Source organism: Arboricoccus pini (assembly GCF_900187945.1).
In the GTDB taxonomy this organism is placed as follows: Bacteria; Pseudomonadota; Alphaproteobacteria; order Geminicoccales; family Geminicoccaceae; genus Arboricoccus; species Arboricoccus pini.
Genome location: NZ_FYEH01000009.1, coordinates 1 through 20,605 on the forward strand (window position 1 = coordinate 1; position 20,605 = coordinate 20,605).

Consider the following 20,605-nt stretch of genomic DNA (forward strand, 5'->3'; position numbering starts at 1 on the left):
ACCGGCACGCGGTTGACGAGCGCCATCTCCTGGGCGGTACGTCCGGCCGCCATGGCCTGGGCCGTGCGCCTGCGGTCGCGCCTGGCCCAGAAGGGGTAGCGGCGCCGTGGCGGCTTGGGGGCGAGGCGATCGGTCCAGTCCATGGGGCCCACTGTACAAGGAATATAATCCCCACACAACCGGTCTCATGCGCCACCCGCTGTTCGACCCACCCCAACCCCATGGGTCCAGGGGCCTTTCGGCCCATCGACAGCAAAGCTGTCGATCCGTGCTCGCGCAGCGAGACGTCGATCATCAGATCGCCGAGGGTCGCCGAAGGCTTCCTCCATCTTCCAAACAAGCCATCGATGCTGTCCATTGCGCCAGTGGCCAAGTTTCCCGCGTGCGGCGCGGGGTCCGGACCCTACTGGCTGTTCCAGGGCCGGCCCACGAGGGGCGCGTAGTGATGGGGGAGGCGCATGGTGACGAGGTCCTTGCGCCGGATGATGTTGGTTGGATAGGGCGGCGCGACATTGGTGGTGTCGATTTCGGCGATGGCCAGGCCCTCGCCGTCCGGGACGATGGCTTCGCGGCGGGGAAATTCGAAGGTGTCCGGACCAAAGACGCCACTTTTCCCGGCCTGGCCGGACGGTGAGGCGCCGATATTGGCGAAGGCCAGGAAGCAATTATTTTCGCCCGCACGGGCGCGAAAGAGGTGCCAGTGGTGGAGGTCCGCCCCGGTGGGGATCGGATAGTTCTGGCGCACCTGGGAACCCGGGTGGCCGGCGACGAAGCCGCTCTCGATGGCGGCTGGAAGGACGATGAGGTCGCAGCCGCGCAGTGCCAGGACGCGGCCGGCCTCGGGGAAGCTGGCATCGTGGCCTGAAAGGATGCCGACACGGCCGAGCGGCAGGTCGATGACGGTCCAGTCCTGGCCCGGCGTCGCCCAGGCGCGCTCGGCCTCGGTCAGGTGGGTCTGGCGATAGCTGGCGCGAATGCCGGCGGCACCGATGATGAGGGTGGTTATGTAGATTTTCGCACCGGCAGCCTCGGCCAGGCTGACGACGAGGTCGAGGCGAAGGCGCGTCGCCAGGGCCATGAGCTTCTGGATGGCGGCGGCGTCGCGCGGCAAGGCGCTTTCTCGGCCGCCCGGCCGACCGGTGAGTGCTAGATGCGGGAAGACGACGAGCTCGGCGCCGCCCTCTCGTGCCTGGGTCGCCAGGGTCTCGATGCGCTCGAGGTTACGGGCGAGATCGGTGCCGGGGGTGAACTGTGCGGCGGCGATCTTCGTGCGTCGACCGGGCGGCAGCGGCTCCAGGCCGTAGAGGCCGAAAAAGTCCAGCGGATTCCAGGCGAAGGTAGTGGTGGCCAGCTCCATGTAGAGCTCGGGACGGCGCTGCTCGAAGACGGGATGACCCAGCACGTGGCGCCTTGCCTGCGTGCGCGCGAGATCGATCGTGGCATAGGCGATACCCGGTCCATCGTCGACGACGGCGGCAAGCGTGCCGTCGGGCTCGATGATGCAGCTGCCGCCGCTGAACTGGACGGTGCGCTCAAGTCCGTAGCGATTGCTCTCGATGAGGTAACAGCCATTCTCGACGGCGCGGGTGATCCAGTAAGGGGCGGGCGTGCGCTCGGCCAGCCAGTTGCTGACGTGGCAGATCACGTCGGCGCCCTTGAGGGCCACGAGGCGCGCCGTCTCGATGAAGTGGATGTCCATGCAGACGAGGAGCGCGATCTTGCCGAACTTCGTCTCGAACACCTGGTGCGTCGCGCCCGAGGCCGCCCATTTGGGCTCGGAAATGTAGGGGTGCGACTTCCTGTGCGTACCGATGACGCCATCGGGGCCGATGAGGACGGCGCTGTTGTAGTAGAGATCCGAGGCCGGATCGACTTCCGGCATGCCAATGACGATCAGACAATCATGCACGCGGGCCAGGGCGGCAAAGCGCTCCGTGGTCGGCCCCGGCACCGTTTCGACGAAGGGTGCGACCTCGGCGCGATTGAGCCAGCAATAGCCGGTCGTGCCCATCTCCGGGGTCACGATGAGTCTGGCCCCGGCCCGGGCGGCCGTGTCGACCTCCCGCAGGAGGACCTCGATATTGCGGCCCTTTTCAAACATGGTGGGCTCGAACTGGATCGCGGCTGCCTTGTAACTCGTCACGTCGAATGCTTCCCCTGCAAAACCAGCCGTTGGTCATGCACACCACGTGCCGGCCGCGCGCAGACCTATCCTGCGCCGTACCGCTGGGTGGACAGGCCGCACGGCCCTAGCTCAGATGCAACAACACTCCAACGGGAGGGACGAGGATGCGCGTCGGTTTTCTTGGCCTGGGCGGCATGGGTGCGGCCATGGCGGCGAATTTGATCAAGGCCGGCCACGAGGTGACGGTCTGGAACCGCTCGCCGGCACCGGCCGACCGGCTGGCGGCGATGGGCGGGCGCAAGGCGGAAAGCCCCGCCGCGGCCGCCGGGGGGGAGATCCTGATCAGCATGCTGGCGGACGATGCCGCGACCAAGGCCGTTCTCGTCGAGGGGGGTGCCCTGGACCGGCTGGCGGCGGGCGCCCTCCATGTCAACATGGCGACGGTGTCGATGGCGCTGGCCAAGGAGCTGACCGCGCTGCACGAGGCGCGCGGCCAGGGCTACGTGGCGGCACCGGTGCTCGGGCGCGTCGATGTGGCGGTGGCGGGCAAACTCAACATCCTGGCCGCGGGCCCGGCGGCGCTTCTGGACAGGGCGGAACCGCTCTTTGCCGCCATGGGGCAAAGGACCTGGCGATTCGGCGAGCGGCCGGAGCAGGCCAATGCCGTGAAACTCGCCGCCAATTTCATGCTGGCCTCGGCGATCGAGGCCATGGGCGAGGCAGCGGCCCTCGTGCAGGGCCACGAGGTCGCGCCCGCGAGCTTCCTTGAGATGATCAGCTCGACCCTCTTTGCCGCCCCGGCCTATAAGGGCTATGGTGCCATGATCGCCGAGAAGCGCTACAGCCCGGTCGGCTTCAAGCTGCCCTTGGGCCTGAAGGACGTGCGCCTAGCGCAGGAGGCCGGCTTTGCCGCCAACGTGCCCATGCCGTTCGCCTCGGTGATCCGCGACAATTTCCTTGATGCCCTGGCCAATGGCGACGGCGAACTGGACTGGGCGGCCCTGGCCAAGGTCGCGGCGAGGCGGGCCGGCCAGCAGGACTGACGAGAGCGGCACGGTCGTTGCGGCGGATCCAGGCGATCACATCGCGGAGGACGGAAGATGGACCTCGGTTTGGCTGGATTGCGCGCGCTGGTGACAGGCGGCAGCAAGGGGATCGGCCGCGCCTCGGCGCTGACGCTGGCGCAGGAAGGCTGCGGCATCGCGATCTGCGCCCGCAACCAGGCGGAGATCGACTCGGTGGTTGCCGCCGCCAAGGCCAAGGGCGTGCCGGCCATAGGCCAGTCGGTGGATGTCAGCAAGAAGGAGGCGCTCACCGCCTGGATCGCCGCCAGTGCCGAGGCGCTAGGCGGCATCGACATCCTCGTCTTGAACGTCAGCGCCCTCGATATGGGCCAGGGCGAGGAGGCCTGGCAGGCCGAGTTCGAGATCGACCTCATGCACACGGTGCGGGCCCTGGAAGCGGCCCTGCCCCATCTAGAACGCTCGGCCCATCCAGCAGTGATCATCGTCTCCAGCGTGTCGGGCCTGGAGTTCGACTTCACCAGTGCCGCCTATGGCACGTTCAAGGCGGCCCTCATCCATTACGCCTCGCGCATGGCGAGCGCCCTGGCGGAGAAGCATATCCGCGTCAACACGGTCTCGCCGGGCAACACCTATTTCGAAGGCGGCATCTGGCAGAGGATCGAGCGCGAGATGCCCGATCTCTTCAAGACGGCCATGGGGCTCAACCCGTTCGGCCGCATGGCGACCGACCAGGAAATCGCCAATGCCGTTGTCTTTCTGGCCAGCCCGGCCTCGAGCTTCACGACGGGCGTCAATCTCGTGGTCGACGGCGCCCTCACCCGCCGCGTGCAATATTGACCAATCGGCGGGCGCTGTGATCACAGATTAACCAACGGACGGTTGCGCGTCTCCTACGGGTCGCGGCGGCAGCTGGTCTGGAATGGAACTTGCGGCCGCCTTTCCCGACGTGAAGACAGGGGACAAGCGGTCGATGAGCTTTCGCATCTCGGTGGACACAGGCGGCACCTTCACCGACGTGGTGGTGGCAGACGAGTTTGGCCGCCTCACCGTCGGCAAGGCGCTGACGACACCGGAGCGGGCCTTCAAGGGCCTGAGCGACGCCCTTAACGACGCCGCAGAGGCCCTGGCGATGGACCTTCCGGCCCTGCTGGCGCAGACGGAGCTCTTCGTCTACGGCACGACGCGGGCGACCAACGCCATTGTGACGCGGCGCGGAGCCAAGACCGCGTTTTTGACCACCGAAGGCTTCCCCGACATCCTGGTCCTGAAGGAAGGCGGGAAGCATTTCCCGCATGATTTTGCGACCGACTACCCGGCCCCCTACATCCCGAGACGCCACACTTTCGAGATCCGCGAACGGATGAGCTCGGAGGGGACGGCCTCGATCCCCTTCGACGAGGCCCAGGCTAGAACCATCCTTGCCAAGCTGAAGACGCTGGGCTTCGAGGCCGTGGCTGTCTCCTTCATCTGGTCGATCGCCAATCCCGCGCACGAGCGGCGCATGGGCGAACTCATCGAGGAGATGCTGCCGGGCGTGCCCTACACACTCTCGCACGCTTTGGTGCCGATCCTGCGCGAATATCGCCGCGCCTCGGCCTCGGCCATCGACGCCTCGCTAAAGCCGCTCATGCAGCGCCATCTGCAGGGGCTGGAGGAGGATCTGCGCGCGGCCGGCTATCAAAACGAGTTCCTGGTCTCGACCTCGATCGGCGGCGTCATGCAGGTGGCCGAGCTGATCGAACAGCCGATCCACACGGCGAAGTCCGGCCCGGCCATGGCGCCCGTCGCCGCCCGCGCCTTCAGCGGCCTCGAAACGCTGGGCGCGGACGCCATCGTCTGCGATACGGGCGGGACCACTTTCGATGTCGGCCTCGTGCGCGAAGGCGAGCTCGTCTATTCCCGCGACACCTGGCTTGGCGGCGAATGGACCGGCCATCTCCTGGGAATCTCCTCGGTCGACATCCGCTCGGTCGGTGCGGGCGGCGGCTCGATCGCCTGGATCGACGATGGCGGCCTCTTTCGCGTCGGCCCGCAATCGGCCGGCTCCGTGCCGGGCCCGGCCTGCTACGGCCAGGGCGGCACCCAACCCACCGTGTCGGATGCCGCCTGCGTCCTGGGCTATTTCAATCCCGACTACTTCCTGGGCGGCCGCATGGCGCTCGACCAGGAAGCGGCCCATGCGGCCGTCTCGACCGTGGCCGCGCGCATCGGCCGCTCCACCGCAGCGACCGCCTTCGGCATCATCAATCTGGCCTCCGAATTGATGATCAAGGCCATCCACGACATCACCATTGCCGAGGGCGTCAATCCGCGCGAGAGCGTCCTCGTGGCCGGGGGCGGGGCTGCTGGCATCAACATCATGCTGATCGCCAAGGAGCTCGGCTGCGAGAAGGTCCTCCTGCCCAAGCAGGCCTCGGCGCTTTCGGCCGCCGGCATGCAGTTCGCCGACATCGTGAAGGAGGCCTCAAGAAGCCTCTTCACCACCAGCCAGAGCTTCGACAAGGTGACCGTCAATACCCTCCTGGCGTCGCTCCGGGAGGAGCTCGAAGCATTCCGCGCCGGCCTCAACGCCACGCAAAAGGCGCTGCCCTACAAGATCGAGTTCGTCACCGACGCCCGGTATGCGAGCCAGGTCTGGGAGATCGAGGCCCCCCTGCCCTCGGCCGTCTTCGAGACCAACGCAGAGGTGGATGCCCTGACCGAGGCCTTCCACGCCACACATGAGCGCCTCTTCACGCTTCGGGACGAAGGCAGCACCATCGAGTTCATCGGCTGGAAAGCGAGACTCACGGTGATGAGCGGTATCGCGCTCGATCGCATCAAGCCCGAGCCACCTCCCGGTGTCGCCGAAACGGCCCGCTACCGCCCTTGCTATTTCGGCGACGACGAACCGGTCACAACCCGCATCTGGAAGGGCCAGGAACTGGCGGCCGGCACCCGCGTCGATGGACCCTGCATCATCGAGGAGCCGACGACGACCGTCGTCGTCTTCCCGGGCATGTCGGCGGAAGTAACACCGCGCGGACATTATCTTTTGACCTGCATCTGAAGCGAGCCCCGCCCAATGCAAGCGACGAACCCTTCATGTTCCGAGAACGCGCCCGTGCCGCCCATGGACCCGGTCTTGATGGCGATCATCGCCAACCGCATCGACGCGGTGGTACGCGAGATGACGCACACGCTGCTGCGCACCGCCCGCTCCGCCGTAATCAACTCGGCCCGCGACTTCTCCTGTGCCATCTGTACGGGCGATAACGAACTCCTGGCCTGCGCGGAGGGCCTGCCGATCCATATTTTCGGCGCCGACATGCAGGCGCGCACGATGACCGAACGGCACGCGGACTTGGCCGAGGGCGACTGCTACCTCCACAACGATCCCTATACCGGCAACACTCACGCAGCCGACCACACCTTCCTCGTCCCCGTCTTCTTCGAGGGCGAACATCTCTTCACCGCCGTCGCCAAGGCGCACCAGGCCGACTGCGGCAACAGCCTGCCCACCACCTACATGTCGACGGCGCGGGACCTGTTCGAGGAAGGCTCCCTCATCTTCCCGGCGGTCCGCATCCAGCGCGACTATAAGATGGTGGACGACGTCGTCGCCATGATGCGCAGCCGCATCCGCGTGCCCAGCCAATGGTATGGCGACTTCCTGGCCGGCATCGGCGCTGCCCGCATCGCCGAACTGCGCCTGAAGGAGGTCTGTGCCAAATACGGCAAGTCCGCCATCAAGACCTTCATCAAGGCCTGGCTGGACTATACCGAGCAGCGCATGATCAACGCCCTCAAATCGTTGCCGGCCGCCTCTCTCAGCCGCGATGGGCGGCACGATTCGACCCCTTTTCTGCCCGAGGGCATCCCGCTCAGGGTCGACGTCGCCATCGACCCCGACGACGCGCGCATCACGATCGATCTCACGCGCAACATCGACAATGTCGATTGCGGCTATAACCAGAGTGAGGCTACCGCCGTCTCCTCGGTCATGGCCGGCCTCTTCAACAGCCTGAAGAGCGATGTCCCGCGCAATAGCGGCTCCTTTCGCCGCGTCGACATCAAGTTGCGCGAGGGGGCCGTCGCAGGCAAGCCGCGCTACCCGCATTCCTGCTCGGTCGCGACGACGAACGTCTCCGATCGCATGATCAACCTGACGGGCCTGGCCTTCAGCGATCTCGGCGACGGCCTGGGCTTGGCCGAGGGCGGCGTCGGCCTCGGCGTCGGCATGTGCGTCCTCTCCGGCACCGATCCACGCTACGACAACGCCCGCTTCGTCAACCAGATCCATCTTTGCGCCAGCGGCGGCCCCGCTTCGGCCAGCGCCGATGGCTGGATCACCTATGGCATCCCGGTCGTCGCTGGCCTCATGTATCGCGATTCCATCGAAATCGACGAATTGAAGCACCCGATCGAGGTCAAGCGTGCCGCCATCGTCGCGGGTACGGGCGGTGCCGGCCGCCGACGCGGCGCGCCCGGCAGCATGATCGAGTACGGCATCAAGTCGGAAACGATGACCATGATCTATCCGGGCGACGGCCAGGAATTCGCACCGCGTGGCGCGCGGGGTGGCCAGGATGGCGGCCTTGCCGGCCGTTGGCTCATCGAGCCCGACGGCAAAGCGACGAAGCTGACCAACGCCGCCAACATCCTGATCAGGAAAGGCCAGACGGTTCGCGGCCAGGATTGCGGCGGCGGCGGCTACGGCCCACCGCTGGAACGCGAGCCCGAGCGTGTTCTCGAAGACGTGCGCGAGCGCTACGAGACGCCAGCCAGGGCACGCGAGATCTATGGTGTCGTGCTCACGGGCAGTGCCGATGACGATACCCTGGCCATCGACCTCGACGCGACGCGGACATTGCGCCGGCATATGGCATCGGCGTGAAAACCCGGGAATTCATGCCGCTAGTGTTGTGATCACAGATTGATATAATGTCGTCTGGGGCGCCGCAGCGGCCGGCGCGGATGGTTGCCGCAGAAATCTGGAGTTCGTTGATGCTTGAGGATCGCAGCAATTATACGCTCGAGGACATGGACCGCATGAGCGTGTTCCATCCCTTGACCTCGATCGAGACCCACATGAAGCAGGGTCCGATGATCATCGAGCAGAGCAAGGGCGTGCGGCTGCGCGACCATAAGGGACGCGAACTCATCGATTGCGGCGCTGGACTCTGGTGCGTCAATATCGGCTATGGCCGCCCCGAGATCGCCCAGGCCGCCCAGCAGGCCTTCGAGAACCTCAATTACTACCATATCTTCGGCGGCGCCTCGAACGAGCCGATGATCCGCCTGGCCGACAAGGTACTGACCCTCTTTCGCGAGCGCTCGGGCGCGCCGCAGATGGCCCGCGTCTTCTTCGGCACGTCGGGCTCGGACGCCAACGACACCAACGCCAAGCTGGTGCGCTACTACAATAATCTTCGCGGCAAGCCCGAGAAGAAGAAGATCATCTCGCGCACGGGTGCCTATCACGGCCTGACCACCATGGCGGCAGCGCTCACCGGCATCGACATCTACCACAAGGCCTGGGACCTGGACGGAAGCGGTGTCTTGCACACGAGCTGCCCGCATTTCTTCCGCTTCGGCCTGCCTGGCGAGACGGAGGAGCAATTCACCGATCGCCTGATCGGCGAGATCGAGGCCATGATCGCGCGCGAGGGTGCCGAAACGATCGCCGCCTTCATCGCCGAACCGATCATGGGCACCGGGGGCGCCCTCCTGCCGCCCAAGGGCTATTTCGAGAAGCTGCAGCCGATCCTTGAGAAGAACGACATCCTCTTCATCGCCGATGAGGTGATCACGGGCTTCGGGCGCACCGGCGACTGGTTCGCAACCGGCCTCTATGGCCTCAAGCCCGACATCGTCACCTTGGCCAAGGGCATCACCAGCGCCTATTTCCCGGTCTCGGCCTCGGTGATCTCGCAAAAGATCTGGGACGTGCTCGAGGCGGCCTCGCCGGAATATGGCCCGGTCATGCATGGGTTTACCTATTCCGGTCACCCGGTCGGCGGCGCCGTCGGTCTCGCCAATCTCAAGATCATGGAAGAGGAAAACCTGCCGGCGAACGCCGCCAAGGTAGGCTCCTATCTGCGCGAGCAACTCAAGGCGCGCTTCGGCGATCATCCCTATATCGGCGACATTCGAGGCCAGGGCCTGATGGTGGCGCTCGAATTCGTCGCCGACAAAGCCAAGAAGACCTTCTTCAAGGCCGGTCAGAATCCGCATCGCGTCGTCGCCGGCTACGCGCCCGATAACGGCATCATGATCCGCGGCCTGCCCTTCACCGAGACACTGGCCTTCTCGCCGCCGCTCTCGATCACCGAAGGCGACCTCGATCAGGCCATGGACGCCCTGGCCAAGTCGCTCGAACAGGCCATGCCGGAATTGCGGAAGCTCGCCGCCGAAGCCTGATTGCCAGCCCGACCTGGAAGATGGATTTTTTTTAGCAAGATCCGGAAAAGTGATTGCCCGAGGTTGAGCGTCGCCCTTAGATGATGCCCATGAGAATGAGCATCGCTAGCGATCAGGACGACCTGGCGACACTTCCAGGCGAGGCTGAGACAGCCGGAATCGACACGACAACACTGGCGCAACAGGTCTATCTCGACCTGGAGAGTCGGATTCTCGGTGGTGAATTACTGCCTGGCGACCGGGTCAGTCTGCGTGGCCTGGCCGCCACGCTCGGCACCAGCATGCAGCCAGTGCGCGAGGCGGTGGGTCGCTTGGTCGCCGTCCACGCCCTCGAGGTGACACCCAATCGATCGCTTCGCGTGCCGCCGGTCGACAGAGCCACGACCGATGACATCTGGGCGATGCGGCTTCTCCTCGAGGGGGAGGCCGCCGCCCGCTTCGCCGAACGTCATCAGGCTGACGAGGCGCGATCACTCTTCGTCCACAGCAAGGTCATGCGCGAAATCCGCTACGGCGTCGATCTCGAGCCGACGATGCGGGCCATCATGGCCTGGAACCAAGGCCTGGCCGTTGGCTCCGGCTCGCCCCTGCTGATCGAGAATATCGCGAGGCTGCGGCTACGCTACGCGCCCTGGCTCGCCATGGCGCTCAGCGTGCCCCGCGCTTTCGAGGCACCGTTCCTGCAATTCACTCTGCATATCCAGGACGAACTCGTCCTGGCGCTCGAGGCGGGTGATGCGGCGGCTGCCCGCCATCTCCGCTGCGCCGACCTCCGCTCGTTCCAGCGCTATCTCTACGGGCGCCTCGACTGGTAGGACCCGCGCCGCCAGCTGGACCGTGCCCCTACGTCGCGTCGAATGGCACTGCGCCTCACCAACCAGCGCCATCGGTCGCCTCATGCTTCGATAATGAATCTTGATTCATGAAGTTATCGTGGCCCATAAAGTCACGGACCATGCATTGCCGGCATACTCACAAGTAAAAGCATCGATACCGCTCCGCTGGCGATGCGGTGCTCGCAAGAAGTACCGTGCCTGCCGGGCGGGGGATCCGGCAGGCACGGGTGCCGACTATTCACCTGCGAGGTCGACAACGCTTCCATAGTCGTTCGCCGCGGCTTTCGCACTCACATAACCTTCCGCAACATCCTCCAGGATGGCTGCGGGGTCGCGTTCGGCGGGGTTCCCATAACCTCCTCCCCCCGGCGTGACCAAAAGAACACGATCGCCGGGCTCGAAGGTCACGTTGGCGTATTTCGACGACGAGACCTTGCCGTAGAGTTCCCGGACCGTCAGCCACTCATCGGCCCCGGCCTTCTGGATCAAAGTGCCGCCATTGCCCCCCGGCTGCCCGCCCATGAGGGGAAACGGCTTGACCTCGTGGCGATCCGAACACTGGCTGCCCGTGATCGGCACGGCCGTCATCAGGAGCGATCGCTGGAAGCCCAGGCCGCCCCGCCATTTGCCGGCCCCGCCCGAATCCTGGATCAGCTCGCAGCGTTCGACACGCAGTGGAAAGCGGGTCTCGAAGACTTCCGTCGGATTGAAACGGCAATTGCCGTTGATGGCGTTGACGCAGTCGTTGCCGTCATGGCCAAAACGCCCACCCCAACCGCCCGACATGATGTCGTAGCAGGCAAAATACTCGTCATGATCCGGGTGGTTGCCGCCAAAGACGAAATTCGTACTGGTGCAGCTCTCGGCCGCCATCGCCCGCTCCGGCACGCAGGCAGACATGGCGCCTATGACGATGTTGGCGAGCCTTGGATGCGTTTCCGTGTTGCCCGCCACGAGCGGCCCTGGATAGTCGACATTCACCACCTTGAAGGGCGGCGCCACGACGCGGATCGGCCGGAACGCGCCCGAGTTCTTGGGAATCGAGGGATCGGTGACGTGAAGGATGCCGTTATAGGTAGCCCCCGTGGTGACGCCCAAAGTGGCGTTGATGGGCCCCTTGGCCTGGATCGAGCTCCGCCGATAATCGGCGACGACCTCGTTGCCCTGCACATGGATGTCGACGGCAACGGTATAGGGCTTGTTCTCGATACCGTCATTCTCGAGGACATCCTCAAAGCCGTAAACGCCATCGGGGAAAGCCTCGAGCTCGGCCCGCATGCGCCGCTCGGCATAGTCCATGAGGTCTTCACATGTCTGCTTGAAGACGTCCTTGCCGTATTTTTTGACGATCTGGACGATGCGGTCGGCGCCCAGCTGAACCGAGCCCATCATGGCGCGAAGGTCGCCATAGCTCTGCCTGGCCGTGCGCGTATTGGCGAGGATCAGCTTCCAGACCTCGTCGACGTCCTTGCCGGCCTTCATGATCTTGACCGGCGGCACACGCATGCCCTCGTGGAAGATCTCGGTGGCCTCGCCGCAGAAGGCGCCCGGGACCATGCCGCCAATCTCGGCTATATGTCCGATGCAGACGGCAAAGCCCAAGAGCTCGCCATCGACGAAGAAAGGCTTGAAGAAGGTGTGTTCCGGGCAGTGCAGCCCGCCCCGGTAGGGATCGTTGTGGAGCAGGATGTCGCCCTCCTCCAGCGTCTCGAAGGGGATTTCCTGCGCACAGGTCTTGATCAAGAGCGGCATGCCGCCGATCATCGTCGGGCAGAACTCCGCACAGGCGATCATGTCGCCCTTGGCGTCCGCCAGCGCGCAGGTGAAGTCCAGCCCCTCGTTGAAGATCGTCGAGTAGGAGGTCTTCATGAGCAGGATGCCCATCTCCCGGCAGATCGACACCATGGTCGAATCCAGGATGTTCATGGTCACCATGTCCAAGGGCGCCAGACGCTCGCCGCGTTGCGGATAGGCCGCCTCGAAGGGAAGCCTAACGTGCTCGATCGCCAGCCTGGGAGCTGGCTCGCCCGCGGTCTTCTTGCCGTTCCAGGTGACGCACCAGTCCGAGCAGAAGAGATGCGCCGATCCCTTGCCCGTGCGCACGCCGTCGCCATAGACCAGCATGCCGCAATTGGCGCATTTGAGGTATTTCTCGACGTAGTAGCCGTTCTCGGAAAGCTTCATCGTCTCCTCCTCAGGCCTTGGGCGTTTCGATGAGCAGATGGCCGTAATCGTCGACGGTCAGCGTCTGGCCCGGACAGATCACCGTGACCGAGGCCGGCTCCTCGACGACGACCGGTCCCTTCAGCTTCTGGCCGGCGCCAAGCGCGGCGCGGTCATAGACCGGCACCTCGAAGGTACCTTGCACATAGCCCACCTGCCGATGCGCGCGCGGTACGGGCAGGCCCTCGGCCGCCTTCAGGCGCGGCATCTCGGGCAGCGTGCCCGCCGAGACCGCCGTCACGCCGAAATTGACGATCTCGATGATCTCGCCCGGATTGTTGAAGCCGAAACGGGCTTTGTGCGTGTCGTGGAAGGCCTGCCAGAGCCGTTCCGGGTGACCAAGATCGCTCTCCTGGACCGCGAGCTCGAGCTCGTAATTCTGGCCCAGATAACGCATCTCGAGATTACGCGCGACGACGATATCGTCGGCAAATCCCTGCCCGTCCAGCTGGCCCACGGCCTCGGCCACGAGCGAGCTCATGATCTCCACTGCCCGTGCTGGATCATAGAGGTTGCTGGTGAGCTGCGCGGTGCGATGCCGGTCCACCCGGGCATTGGTCATGATGAAGCCGAAGGCCGAGAACTGGCCTGGATGATTGGGCACGATGCCGCGCGGAATGCCCATCTCCTCCATGAGCTCGCCCACATGCAACGGCCCGGCACCGCCAAAAGTGCAAAGCGTGAAGTCGCGCGGATCAAGGCCGCCCTCGATCAGGACGGAGCGCAGGGCCCCCACCATGTTGGTATTGGCGATCCGCACGATGGCCAGAGCCGCCTGCTCGATGCTCTGGCCCAGGGGCTCGGCGACGGTCGCAATCGCCTGGCGCGCCCGGGCGACATCGAGCAACATGCGCCCGCCCAGGAAATTATCGGCCGCGATCCGCCCCAGGATCAGATTGGCATCCGTGACAGTCGGCCATTCGCCCTTGCCGTAGCAAGCAGGCCCCGGATTGGCCCCGGCACTCTGCGGCCCGACCCGCAGCATGCCCCCTTTATCGATCCAGGCGATCGAGCCGCCGCCCGCACCGATGGTACGGATGTCGATGATGGGGATCTGGATCGGCACACCCCACTCGATCTCGAAAGCAGTGGTGAAGCGCTCCTGCCCATCAATGATCACCGAGACGTCGGTCGAGGTGCCGCCCATGTCGAGCGTCACCAGATGGTCGATCCCGGTCAGCCGGGCGACGTGCCGGCTGGCGATGACTCCGCCCGTCGGCCCCGAGACGACGAGGTTGACCGGCGCTTCAGCCGCCGCCCCGAGCGTCATCTCGCCGCCATTGGATTTGATGACGACGGCCGGCGCCTTGAATCCGGCCTCGTCCAGCCGCCGACGCATCGAGCCCATCTGCCGGCTGACGACGGGCTTTAGATAGGCATCGGCCAGTACGGTCGAGGCGCGCTCATATTCCTTCCATTTGGGCAGGACCTCGTAGGAGATCGAGATCGGCATCTCGGGCAGGATCTCGCTCAAGATCTCCTTGATACGGATCTCGTGCGCCGGGTTCAGGTAGGAAAAAAGCGTGCAGACGGCCACCGCCTGGATCTCAGGATCGGCCTTGATCGCCCGGCCCAGGGCCCTGACCTCGGCATCGTCCAGGGGCTTGAGCACCTGGCCATATTTGTCGATCCGCTCGTCGAGCTCGAAGCAATGCCGCCGCTTGGCGAGCGGCTTCGGCTTTACCCAGCTCATGTCGTAGTGGAACTTGCGATTACCGCGCTGGATGAAGATGACGTCCTTAAAGCCCATGGTGGTCACATAGGCGACCGTGGCCCCCTTGCGCTCCAGCATGGCGTTGGTGGCGACAGTCGTGCCCAGCCTGATATGACCGACCGCGTCGCCGTCCTCGTAGCGCTTCAGGCCCGAAACGATGCCAACCACCGGATCGGTCGGCACCGAGAGCTCCTTCCAGACCACGACCTCCTGCGTCTCCCGGTCATAGGCGACGAAGTCGGTAAACGTCCCGCCCACGTCGATTCCCAGCGCGTAACGCATCTATCCTGCCTCCCGTGGAGAAGAAGAAAGGGCCGCATCGGCGGCGCGGCCCGTCGCGATCAGTTGGTCTTGAGGCGATAGAGCACAGCCGGCGGCACCGGCTCGTCGATCCGCCACTGATCGATCACCTGCCCCTTGCCGCTGCCAACCATGGCGATCAGCTCAAGCGGTTGATCTTGGATATGCAGCTTGTTCGTGAAGGTACGTGGCCCGAGCAGCGTCGGCTCGTCCTTGTAGCTCTCCATGACCTTTGTCACGGCGGCAGCATCGGTCGTCCCAGCCTTGGTCACGGCCTTGCCCCAGAGGTCGAGCCAGGCATAGATCGGATAGGCATATTGCGAGGCCGGCGCGGAGCCGTATTTCTCGGCATAGGCCTTGGTCAGCGCATTCACTTCGGGCCTCGGATCGTCGCCATAGGATGAGGCCTGGATTGGCACGTAGAAATCCTTCAGGTTCGGCACGGCCGTCTGCCAGTAGAGGCCATCCATCGACTGAGAGCCGAACACCGGAATGTCGATGCCCGCCCCCCGGATCTGCCTCAGCGCCGAGCCGGCCCCCGGCATCGACGAGCAGAGCATGATGACATCGACCTTGGTCTGCGCGTTCACGCCGCGAAAGCGCGTGATCTGCGAGGCAAGGGACGTGTCCGCACCCTTGAATGTGTCGCGGCCGACGATCGTGCCGCCTACTTTCGGATACGCCCAGTCGAAGCCGGCACAGGCCGACTTATTATATTCCAGGCTCTCGTCCAGGATCACGTAGGCGGTTTTGAACTGCTTCTTCTTCATGCCCCACTGCGCCATGGTCGCCCCTTCGACCTGGGCGGCGTTGGACGAGGTGAAGGAGAAAGGGCCGACGCCCATGACACCCGCCTTGGGATCGCCGGCGCAGAGAAAGACCGACATGATCTTCGCCTGCTGCGCCTGAAGAGCGGCAGGGGCGCCGAAATCATAGTCGCAGGTCGCAAAGACGAGGGCAGCGCCGTCATGGACCACTCGCTGCCCCGCCTTCGCACCCTCGACGCGATCGGATTTCGTATCCGCCATCACGGCCTTGAGCTGCTTGCCCAACAGGCCGCCTTTGGCGTTCGTCTGGTCGATCCAGAGTTGCGCCATCTTGGTGGAATCGCCGTCATAGGCCGCCATGTCACCCGAGGTGGCCACAGCAAAGCCCATCACGATATCGTCGGCAGCACGACCCTGGACGGGGTTCAGCGCTAGCATCGCGGCAATAGCCGCGATGCCCGCCCACTTGCGATGCATCATAAGCTTGTCCCTCTTTGACTGGAGGCCGATCGCGGCCAAACTGCAAGTCCTGTTCCACTTCTCCCGCCAATGCGGAGGCAAGCGCGGAACCGCGCCCCCTGACGGCCCCGCCTTCTCCGTCCCCGGGTAATTGCATGGTTCTTGCAGTACCCACGACAGACAGGTTCGACAGCGCGGCGGGAGACGCTTGCAACCACTCTCCCGCTGAGCGCGCAATTTGTGATCACAGCTTATGCGGGTGGCGTCGAAATGATCACCAGACCGAGTCGGACCGCGCCTGGCGTCGACCAGCCTCTGGCCGCCAGCCTGCGAGCGGAGAACATCTCCGTCCGCTTCGGCGGCCTTGCAGCCATCAGCGAGGTGACGCTGGCCCTGGAGCGCGGCCACATCCTGGGTCTGATCGGCCCGAATGGCGCCGGCAAGACCACGCTCGTCAATTGCCTGACCGGCTTTCAGGCGCCAACCCACGGCCGCGTCCTCCTGGCGGACGCTCCCACGCTAGGCTGGACGGCCGAGCATTTCCGCCGCGCCGGCGTCGCGCGCACCTTCCAGGCGGGACGGCTCTTCAAGGCCCTGAGCGTCGTTGAGAATATCGAGGTGACCGGTGCCGGGCTCGGCCTCAGCCGCAGGCGGGCAAGGTCACTGGCCCTGGAACTCCTGGCGTGGCTCAAGCTCGACGACAAGGCCGAGACCCTGGCAGGTGCCCTGGCCTATACCGACGAGCGCCGGGTCGGCATCGCCCGGGCGCTGCTATTGGGCCCGGCCTTCCTCCTCCTGGACGAGCCGGCCGCCGGCATGTCGGATGCAGAGAGCGACGAGCTCTCCAGCCTGGTCAAGGCCATTCCCAAGACGTTCGAATGCGGTGTCCTCCTGATCGAGCACAATATGCGCATGGTCATGGATACCTGCGAGATGATCCATGTGCTGGACAGCGGCCGTACCATCGCTGAAGGCACGCCCGCGCAGATCCAGAAGAACAAGGCGGTCATCGCCTCCTATCTGGGCGGCGAGGGCGAGAAGCAACTCGAGATCATGGAGGAAGGACATTGATGCTCGAGATCAAGGGCTTGGCGGTCAGCTATGGCGCCACGACGGCGCTCGCTGGCGTCGCCTTGCATGTGGAAGCTCAGGAGGCCGTCTGCGTCGTGGGGCCTAACGGTGCCGGCAAGTCGACCCTCATGGCGGCGATCGCCGGCGGCGTCTCGCCTCGAGCCGGCAGCATCACCTACGAGGGCAAGCCGATCCTGGGCATGCGGCCCGAGAACATCGCCCGCCAGGGCATCTCGCTCGTTCCCGAGGGACGCCATGTCTTCGGCACACTGACTGTCGAGGAAAATCTCTTCATCGGCACCTACGCGATGGCGGATCGCCGGCATGCCGCCGCCGACGCCGAGATGCTGCTTGGCTATTTCCCCCGCCTCAAGGAACGCTGGCGCCAGCCGGCGGGACGGCTTTCGGGCGGCGAGCAGCAGATGCTGGTCATCGCCCGGGCGCTGATGACCCGCCCCCGCCTCCTGCTCGTCGACGAGCCGTCGCTGGGCCTGGCACCCAAGATCGTCGATACGGTCTATGAGACGCTGCTGTCGCTCAGGCGCGAGCGCCAGCTCACGCTTTTGATCAACGAGCAGAGCTCAGAGCGCATGCTGCGTTTCTCTGATCGAATCTATGTCATCCGCAACGGTCGCATCCTCTTGCATGGGCGCACCGAGGAGTTGCGCGACGGCGAGGCCATCGCCCGGGCCTATTTCGGCTTCGACGACAAGGCCGACGCCGCTCTGGAGGCCGCCCCTTGATCAATCTCATCCAGACCCTCATCGACGCCCTGGCCCTGGGCAGCCTCTATGCCCTGGCCGCACTCGGCATCGGCCTGCTCTTTGGCATCCTCAGGCTGATCAATTTCTCTTATGGCGACCTGATCACGCTTGGTGCCTACGCGTTGATCGTTCCCTCGGCGGACGCGGTCGCCAATATGTTCATCGGCAACTGGCCCGCTGCCTTGATGATCGTTGCGGTCTGCCTGATCGTCGTCATCGCCGCATTGCTTTCGGATGCCCTGGTGTTCAGCCATATCCGGCGCGCCGAACCCTCGACCTTGATGATCGCCTCCTTCGCCGTCAGCTACGTCATCCAGAACGGCATCTTGATGGTCTATGGCGCCAGGCCCAAGAGCGCCAATCTCTGGTCGGACCTGAGCTACCAGATCACCTTTGGCGAACTCCACATTCCGTTGCTCCAGATCGTCACGATCGCCGCCACGCTTGTCTTGATGGCGGGGCTTACGCTTCTCTTGAAGCGAACCTCGCTCGGCATCCAGATGCGGGCCGCCGCCGAAGACTTCAAAATGGCGCGCTATCTGGGCGTGCGTGGCAACATGGTGATAGGGCTGGCCTTTGCGCTCTCGGGCGTCCTTGCCGCCGTCGCCGCCCTCCTCCTGCTCACGCAGACGGGCTCGCTCAGCCAGACGATGGGGACACCCCTCATGCTCTTTGCCTTCATCGCCACGGTCGTAGGCGGCATGGGCAGCCTGCTCGGTGCCGCCGCCGGCGGCTTTGCCGTGGCCTTCGCCTCGGTCTTTCTCCAGGCCTATCTGCCCGAGGAATTCCGACCCTTCCGGGACAGCTTCGTGTTCGCGATCGTCATCTTGATGCTGCTCTTCCGGCCGAGCGGCCTCATCCCCACCAAAGCACTCGTGGAGCGCGTATGATCGAGACCCCGTCCGGCCGTCTGCTCCGCGGTCTTCTTCCCCCCGTCCTCGTCATGCTGGGCGTGGCGATCTTGACCGTAATCGCCGTCCAGTTGGGTGGCGACGATCTCTCGCTCACCATCACCGAGACGCTGATCCGGCTGACCGTGGTGGTCGGGCTTTCCATCTTCGTCGGCAATTCCGGCATCGTCTCGTTCGGTCATATCGGTTTCATGTGCATCGGCGCCTATGTCGCCGCCTGGGCCACCTGCAACCCGATGTGGAAGCAATTGATGCTGACGGGCCTGCCTACGATGCTGCAGGAGAACCAGTATCCCTTCCTCGTGGCGGTGGCGGGCGGCGGCATCCTCGCGGCCTTTGTCGGCCTCATCCTGGGAGCGGCCATCTTGCGCCTCTCGGGCATCGCTGCCTCGATCGCCACCTTCGCCTTTCTGGCGATCGTCAATAACGTCTATTCCAACTGGGATACGGTAACGGCCGCCACGAGCTCGATCATCGGCATTCCCGTCGAGGTCGATCCCTATATGGCACTGGCCTTCGCGCTCTGCGCCATCGCGATCGCCTTCTGGTTCAAGGACACGCGCATGGGGCTGATGTTGCGGGCCTCGCGCGACGATGGTGTCGCCGCCCGGGCCTCGGGGGTCAGCATCCTCAAGGTGCGCCTCGTGGCCTTCGTGCTCTCGGCCTTCGTGGTCGGCGTCGGCGGCACCCTCTGGGCACAGTTCCTGGGCGTCCTGACCGTCGACATGTTCTATTTGCCGATGACCTTCATGACGCTGGCGATGCTGATCGTGGGCGGCATGGGCAGCGTAACGGGAGCCGTCGTCGGCACGATCGCCGTTACAGTATTCGTTCAGCTCTTCCGGGCGATGGAAGGCGGAGTGACGGTGGGCGCCACCACCTTTGCCCTGCCGCAGGGCACGCAGGAGATCGCGCTCGGCATCGCGATGGCGCTGATCTTGATCTTTCTCCCAGCCGGCCTGACGCGCAGCCGTGAGCTACGCCTCCGCCGGCAGCGTGCGGCCACCGGCGACACCGGGCTCGGTGCGCCAGCCTCCCTCGGGAGCTAGCCCCTGGGAAGCCGGCGCCTCTAGGGCCTCAAGCCGGTGCCTTGTCGTAATTGACCGGCGTCGCGTGCCAGCCTTGCTCGCGCTTCTTCCAGAAGGTCTCGCGCAAGGTGGCCGAAATCGGGCCCGGCCGGTCATTGCCGAGGATACGGGTGCCGAGCCGGCTGACCGGCATGATGCCGCCAGCCGTGGTCGACATGAAGATCTCGTCCGCATCCTCGAGCTCGGCCTTGGAGATAGGCCGGATGTCGTGCGGGATACCCAGCTCCTGACAGAGCTCGTAGACCGAATCGCGCGTCTGACCGAGCAGTGCACCGCGCGGCGGACTCACCACGGTGCCATCGATAACGGCAAAGCAGTTATAACCAGGCCCCTCGGTCAAAAAGCCTGCCTGGTCGAGAAGAAAAGCGGTCTCGGCACCGGCTTCCTCGGCCTCGAACAGCGCCTTGGTAAGATCGCCCCAATGGAAGTTCTTGACTGTCGGATCGACGGATTCCGGGGCTATGCGCGGCGTCTTGGCGATGATCGCGTGCACGCCGCGCGCCTGCTGCTCCTCGGTGAAGAGCCAGACCCAGGGGATGGCAAAGGCGGCGATATAGGGCTTGGCGAAGGCCGGATGGAACGGCACGCCCCGCGGCGGGCGGCCGCGCAGGCAGTCCATCGCCACATAGGCCTCGCGCAGGCCGGTCCTACGCACGAGGTCGATGAGGATCTGCCTTAATTCGGCGTCGCTCTCCTTGGGCTCCATGCGGAGCTCCTGCATCGAGCGACGAAAACGGGCGATATGCTCGTCCAGACGAAAAAAGCTGCCGTAATAGACCCCGACCACGTCATAGGTCACATCCGAGCGTCGGTAGCCCCAGTCGGTGATGGGGATCTTGGCCTCCGCGACCGGCATCACCTGACCATCGATATAGGCAGCGCCTTTCGACCAGTCGGCGTCCTGCACCAAGTCCATCCGC

The 20,605-nt window shown here is 64.9% G+C and carries 15 protein-coding genes; 10 read left to right on the top strand and 5 right to left on the bottom strand.

Annotation, left to right across the window (positions count from 1 at the left end):
* Positions 1-403: 403 nt before the first annotated feature.
* The gene (locus CFB17_RS12750) at positions 404-2,143 is read right to left on the bottom strand and encodes a nitrilase-related carbon-nitrogen hydrolase (RefSeq protein ID WP_088561951.1); all 1,740 of its coding nucleotides are present in this window, start codon (positions 2,141-2,143) and stop codon (positions 404-406) included.
* 146 nt (positions 2,144-2,289) lie between these two features.
* Between CFB17_RS12750 and CFB17_RS12755 the strand changes: the two genes are divergently transcribed.
* From CFB17_RS12755 to CFB17_RS12780, 6 genes are all read left to right on the top strand, one after another.
* Positions 2,290-3,168, top strand: coding sequence for an NAD(P)-dependent oxidoreductase (locus CFB17_RS12755; protein ID WP_088561952.1), 879 nt, complete (start codon positions 2,290-2,292; stop codon positions 3,166-3,168).
* 57 nt (positions 3,169-3,225) lie between these two features.
* Positions 3,226-3,987 (top strand): SDR family NAD(P)-dependent oxidoreductase, encoded by a 762-nt coding sequence (locus tag CFB17_RS12760; RefSeq protein WP_088561953.1) that lies wholly within the window; start codon positions 3,226-3,228, stop codon positions 3,985-3,987.
* Positions 3,988-4,120: 133 nt separating this feature from the next.
* Positions 4,121-6,199, top strand: coding sequence for a hydantoinase/oxoprolinase family protein (locus tag CFB17_RS12765; RefSeq protein WP_088562066.1), 2,079 nt, complete (start codon positions 4,121-4,123; stop codon positions 6,197-6,199).
* Positions 6,200-6,214: 15 nt separating this feature from the next.
* Complete coding sequence (locus tag CFB17_RS12770) at positions 6,215-8,026, top strand: hydantoinase B/oxoprolinase family protein (RefSeq protein WP_207762067.1); 1,812 nt, start codon at positions 6,215-6,217, stop codon at positions 8,024-8,026.
* A 110-nt stretch (positions 8,027-8,136) separates the two neighbouring features.
* Positions 8,137-9,552 carry an aminotransferase gene (locus CFB17_RS12775; protein ID WP_207762068.1) on the top strand — a complete coding sequence of 472 codons (1,416 nt, stop codon included), beginning with the start codon at positions 8,137-8,139 and terminating at the stop codon, positions 9,550-9,552.
* A 95-nt stretch (positions 9,553-9,647) separates the two neighbouring features.
* Positions 9,648-10,367, top strand: coding sequence for a GntR family transcriptional regulator (locus CFB17_RS12780; protein ID WP_165769602.1), 720 nt, complete (start codon positions 9,648-9,650; stop codon positions 10,365-10,367).
* Between the two features lie 255 nt (positions 10,368-10,622).
* Here CFB17_RS12780 and CFB17_RS12785 read toward each other — a convergent pair whose 3' ends face one another.
* Genes CFB17_RS12785 through CFB17_RS12795 form a run of 3 tightly spaced genes read right to left on the bottom strand, consistent with a single transcriptional unit; the run spans position 10,623 to position 15,869 of the window.
* Entirely contained in the window at positions 10,623-12,572 is a 1,950-nt protein-coding gene (locus CFB17_RS12785; RefSeq protein WP_088561955.1) for a hydantoinase B/oxoprolinase family protein, read from the bottom strand.
* Positions 12,573-12,582: 10 nt separating this feature from the next.
* Positions 12,583-14,607, bottom strand: coding sequence for a hydantoinase/oxoprolinase family protein (locus tag CFB17_RS12790; RefSeq protein WP_088561956.1), 2,025 nt, complete (start codon positions 14,605-14,607; stop codon positions 12,583-12,585).
* Positions 14,608-14,666: 59 nt separating this feature from the next.
* Positions 14,667-15,869, bottom strand: a complete 1,203-nt coding sequence (locus tag CFB17_RS12795) for an ABC transporter substrate-binding protein (RefSeq protein ID WP_207762069.1) — start codon at positions 15,867-15,869, stop codon at positions 14,667-14,669.
* Positions 15,870-16,121: 252 nt separating this feature from the next.
* Here CFB17_RS12795 and CFB17_RS12800 point away from each other — a divergent pair, with 252 nt between their 5' ends.
* Genes CFB17_RS12800 through CFB17_RS12815 form a run of 4 tightly spaced genes read left to right on the top strand, consistent with a single transcriptional unit; the run spans position 16,122 to position 19,646 of the window.
* Positions 16,122-16,922, top strand: coding sequence for an ABC transporter ATP-binding protein (locus tag CFB17_RS12800; RefSeq protein WP_088561957.1), 801 nt, complete (start codon positions 16,122-16,124; stop codon positions 16,920-16,922).
* Positions 16,922-17,665, top strand: coding sequence for an ABC transporter ATP-binding protein (locus CFB17_RS12805; RefSeq protein ID WP_088561958.1), 744 nt, complete (start codon positions 16,922-16,924; stop codon positions 17,663-17,665). Before CFB17_RS12800 ends, CFB17_RS12805 begins: the two co-directional genes overlap by 1 nt.
* Entirely contained in the window at positions 17,662-18,576 is a 915-nt protein-coding gene (locus tag CFB17_RS12810) for a branched-chain amino acid ABC transporter permease (protein ID WP_088561959.1), read from the top strand. Before CFB17_RS12805 ends, CFB17_RS12810 begins: the two co-directional genes overlap by 4 nt.
* On the top strand, positions 18,573-19,646 hold the full coding sequence (locus tag CFB17_RS12815; RefSeq protein ID WP_088561960.1) for a branched-chain amino acid ABC transporter permease: 1,074 nt from the start codon (positions 18,573-18,575) through the stop codon (positions 19,644-19,646). The genes CFB17_RS12810 and CFB17_RS12815 overlap by 4 nt, the downstream gene beginning before the upstream one ends.
* Positions 19,647-19,674: 28 nt before the next feature.
* Here the strand turns inward: CFB17_RS12815 and CFB17_RS12820 are convergent, their stop codons facing one another.
* Positions 19,675-20,601: an aminotransferase class IV gene (locus CFB17_RS12820; RefSeq protein WP_207762070.1), complete on the bottom strand. Its 927-nt coding sequence runs from the start codon at positions 20,599-20,601 to the stop codon at positions 19,675-19,677.
* Positions 20,602-20,605 lie beyond the last annotated feature (4 nt).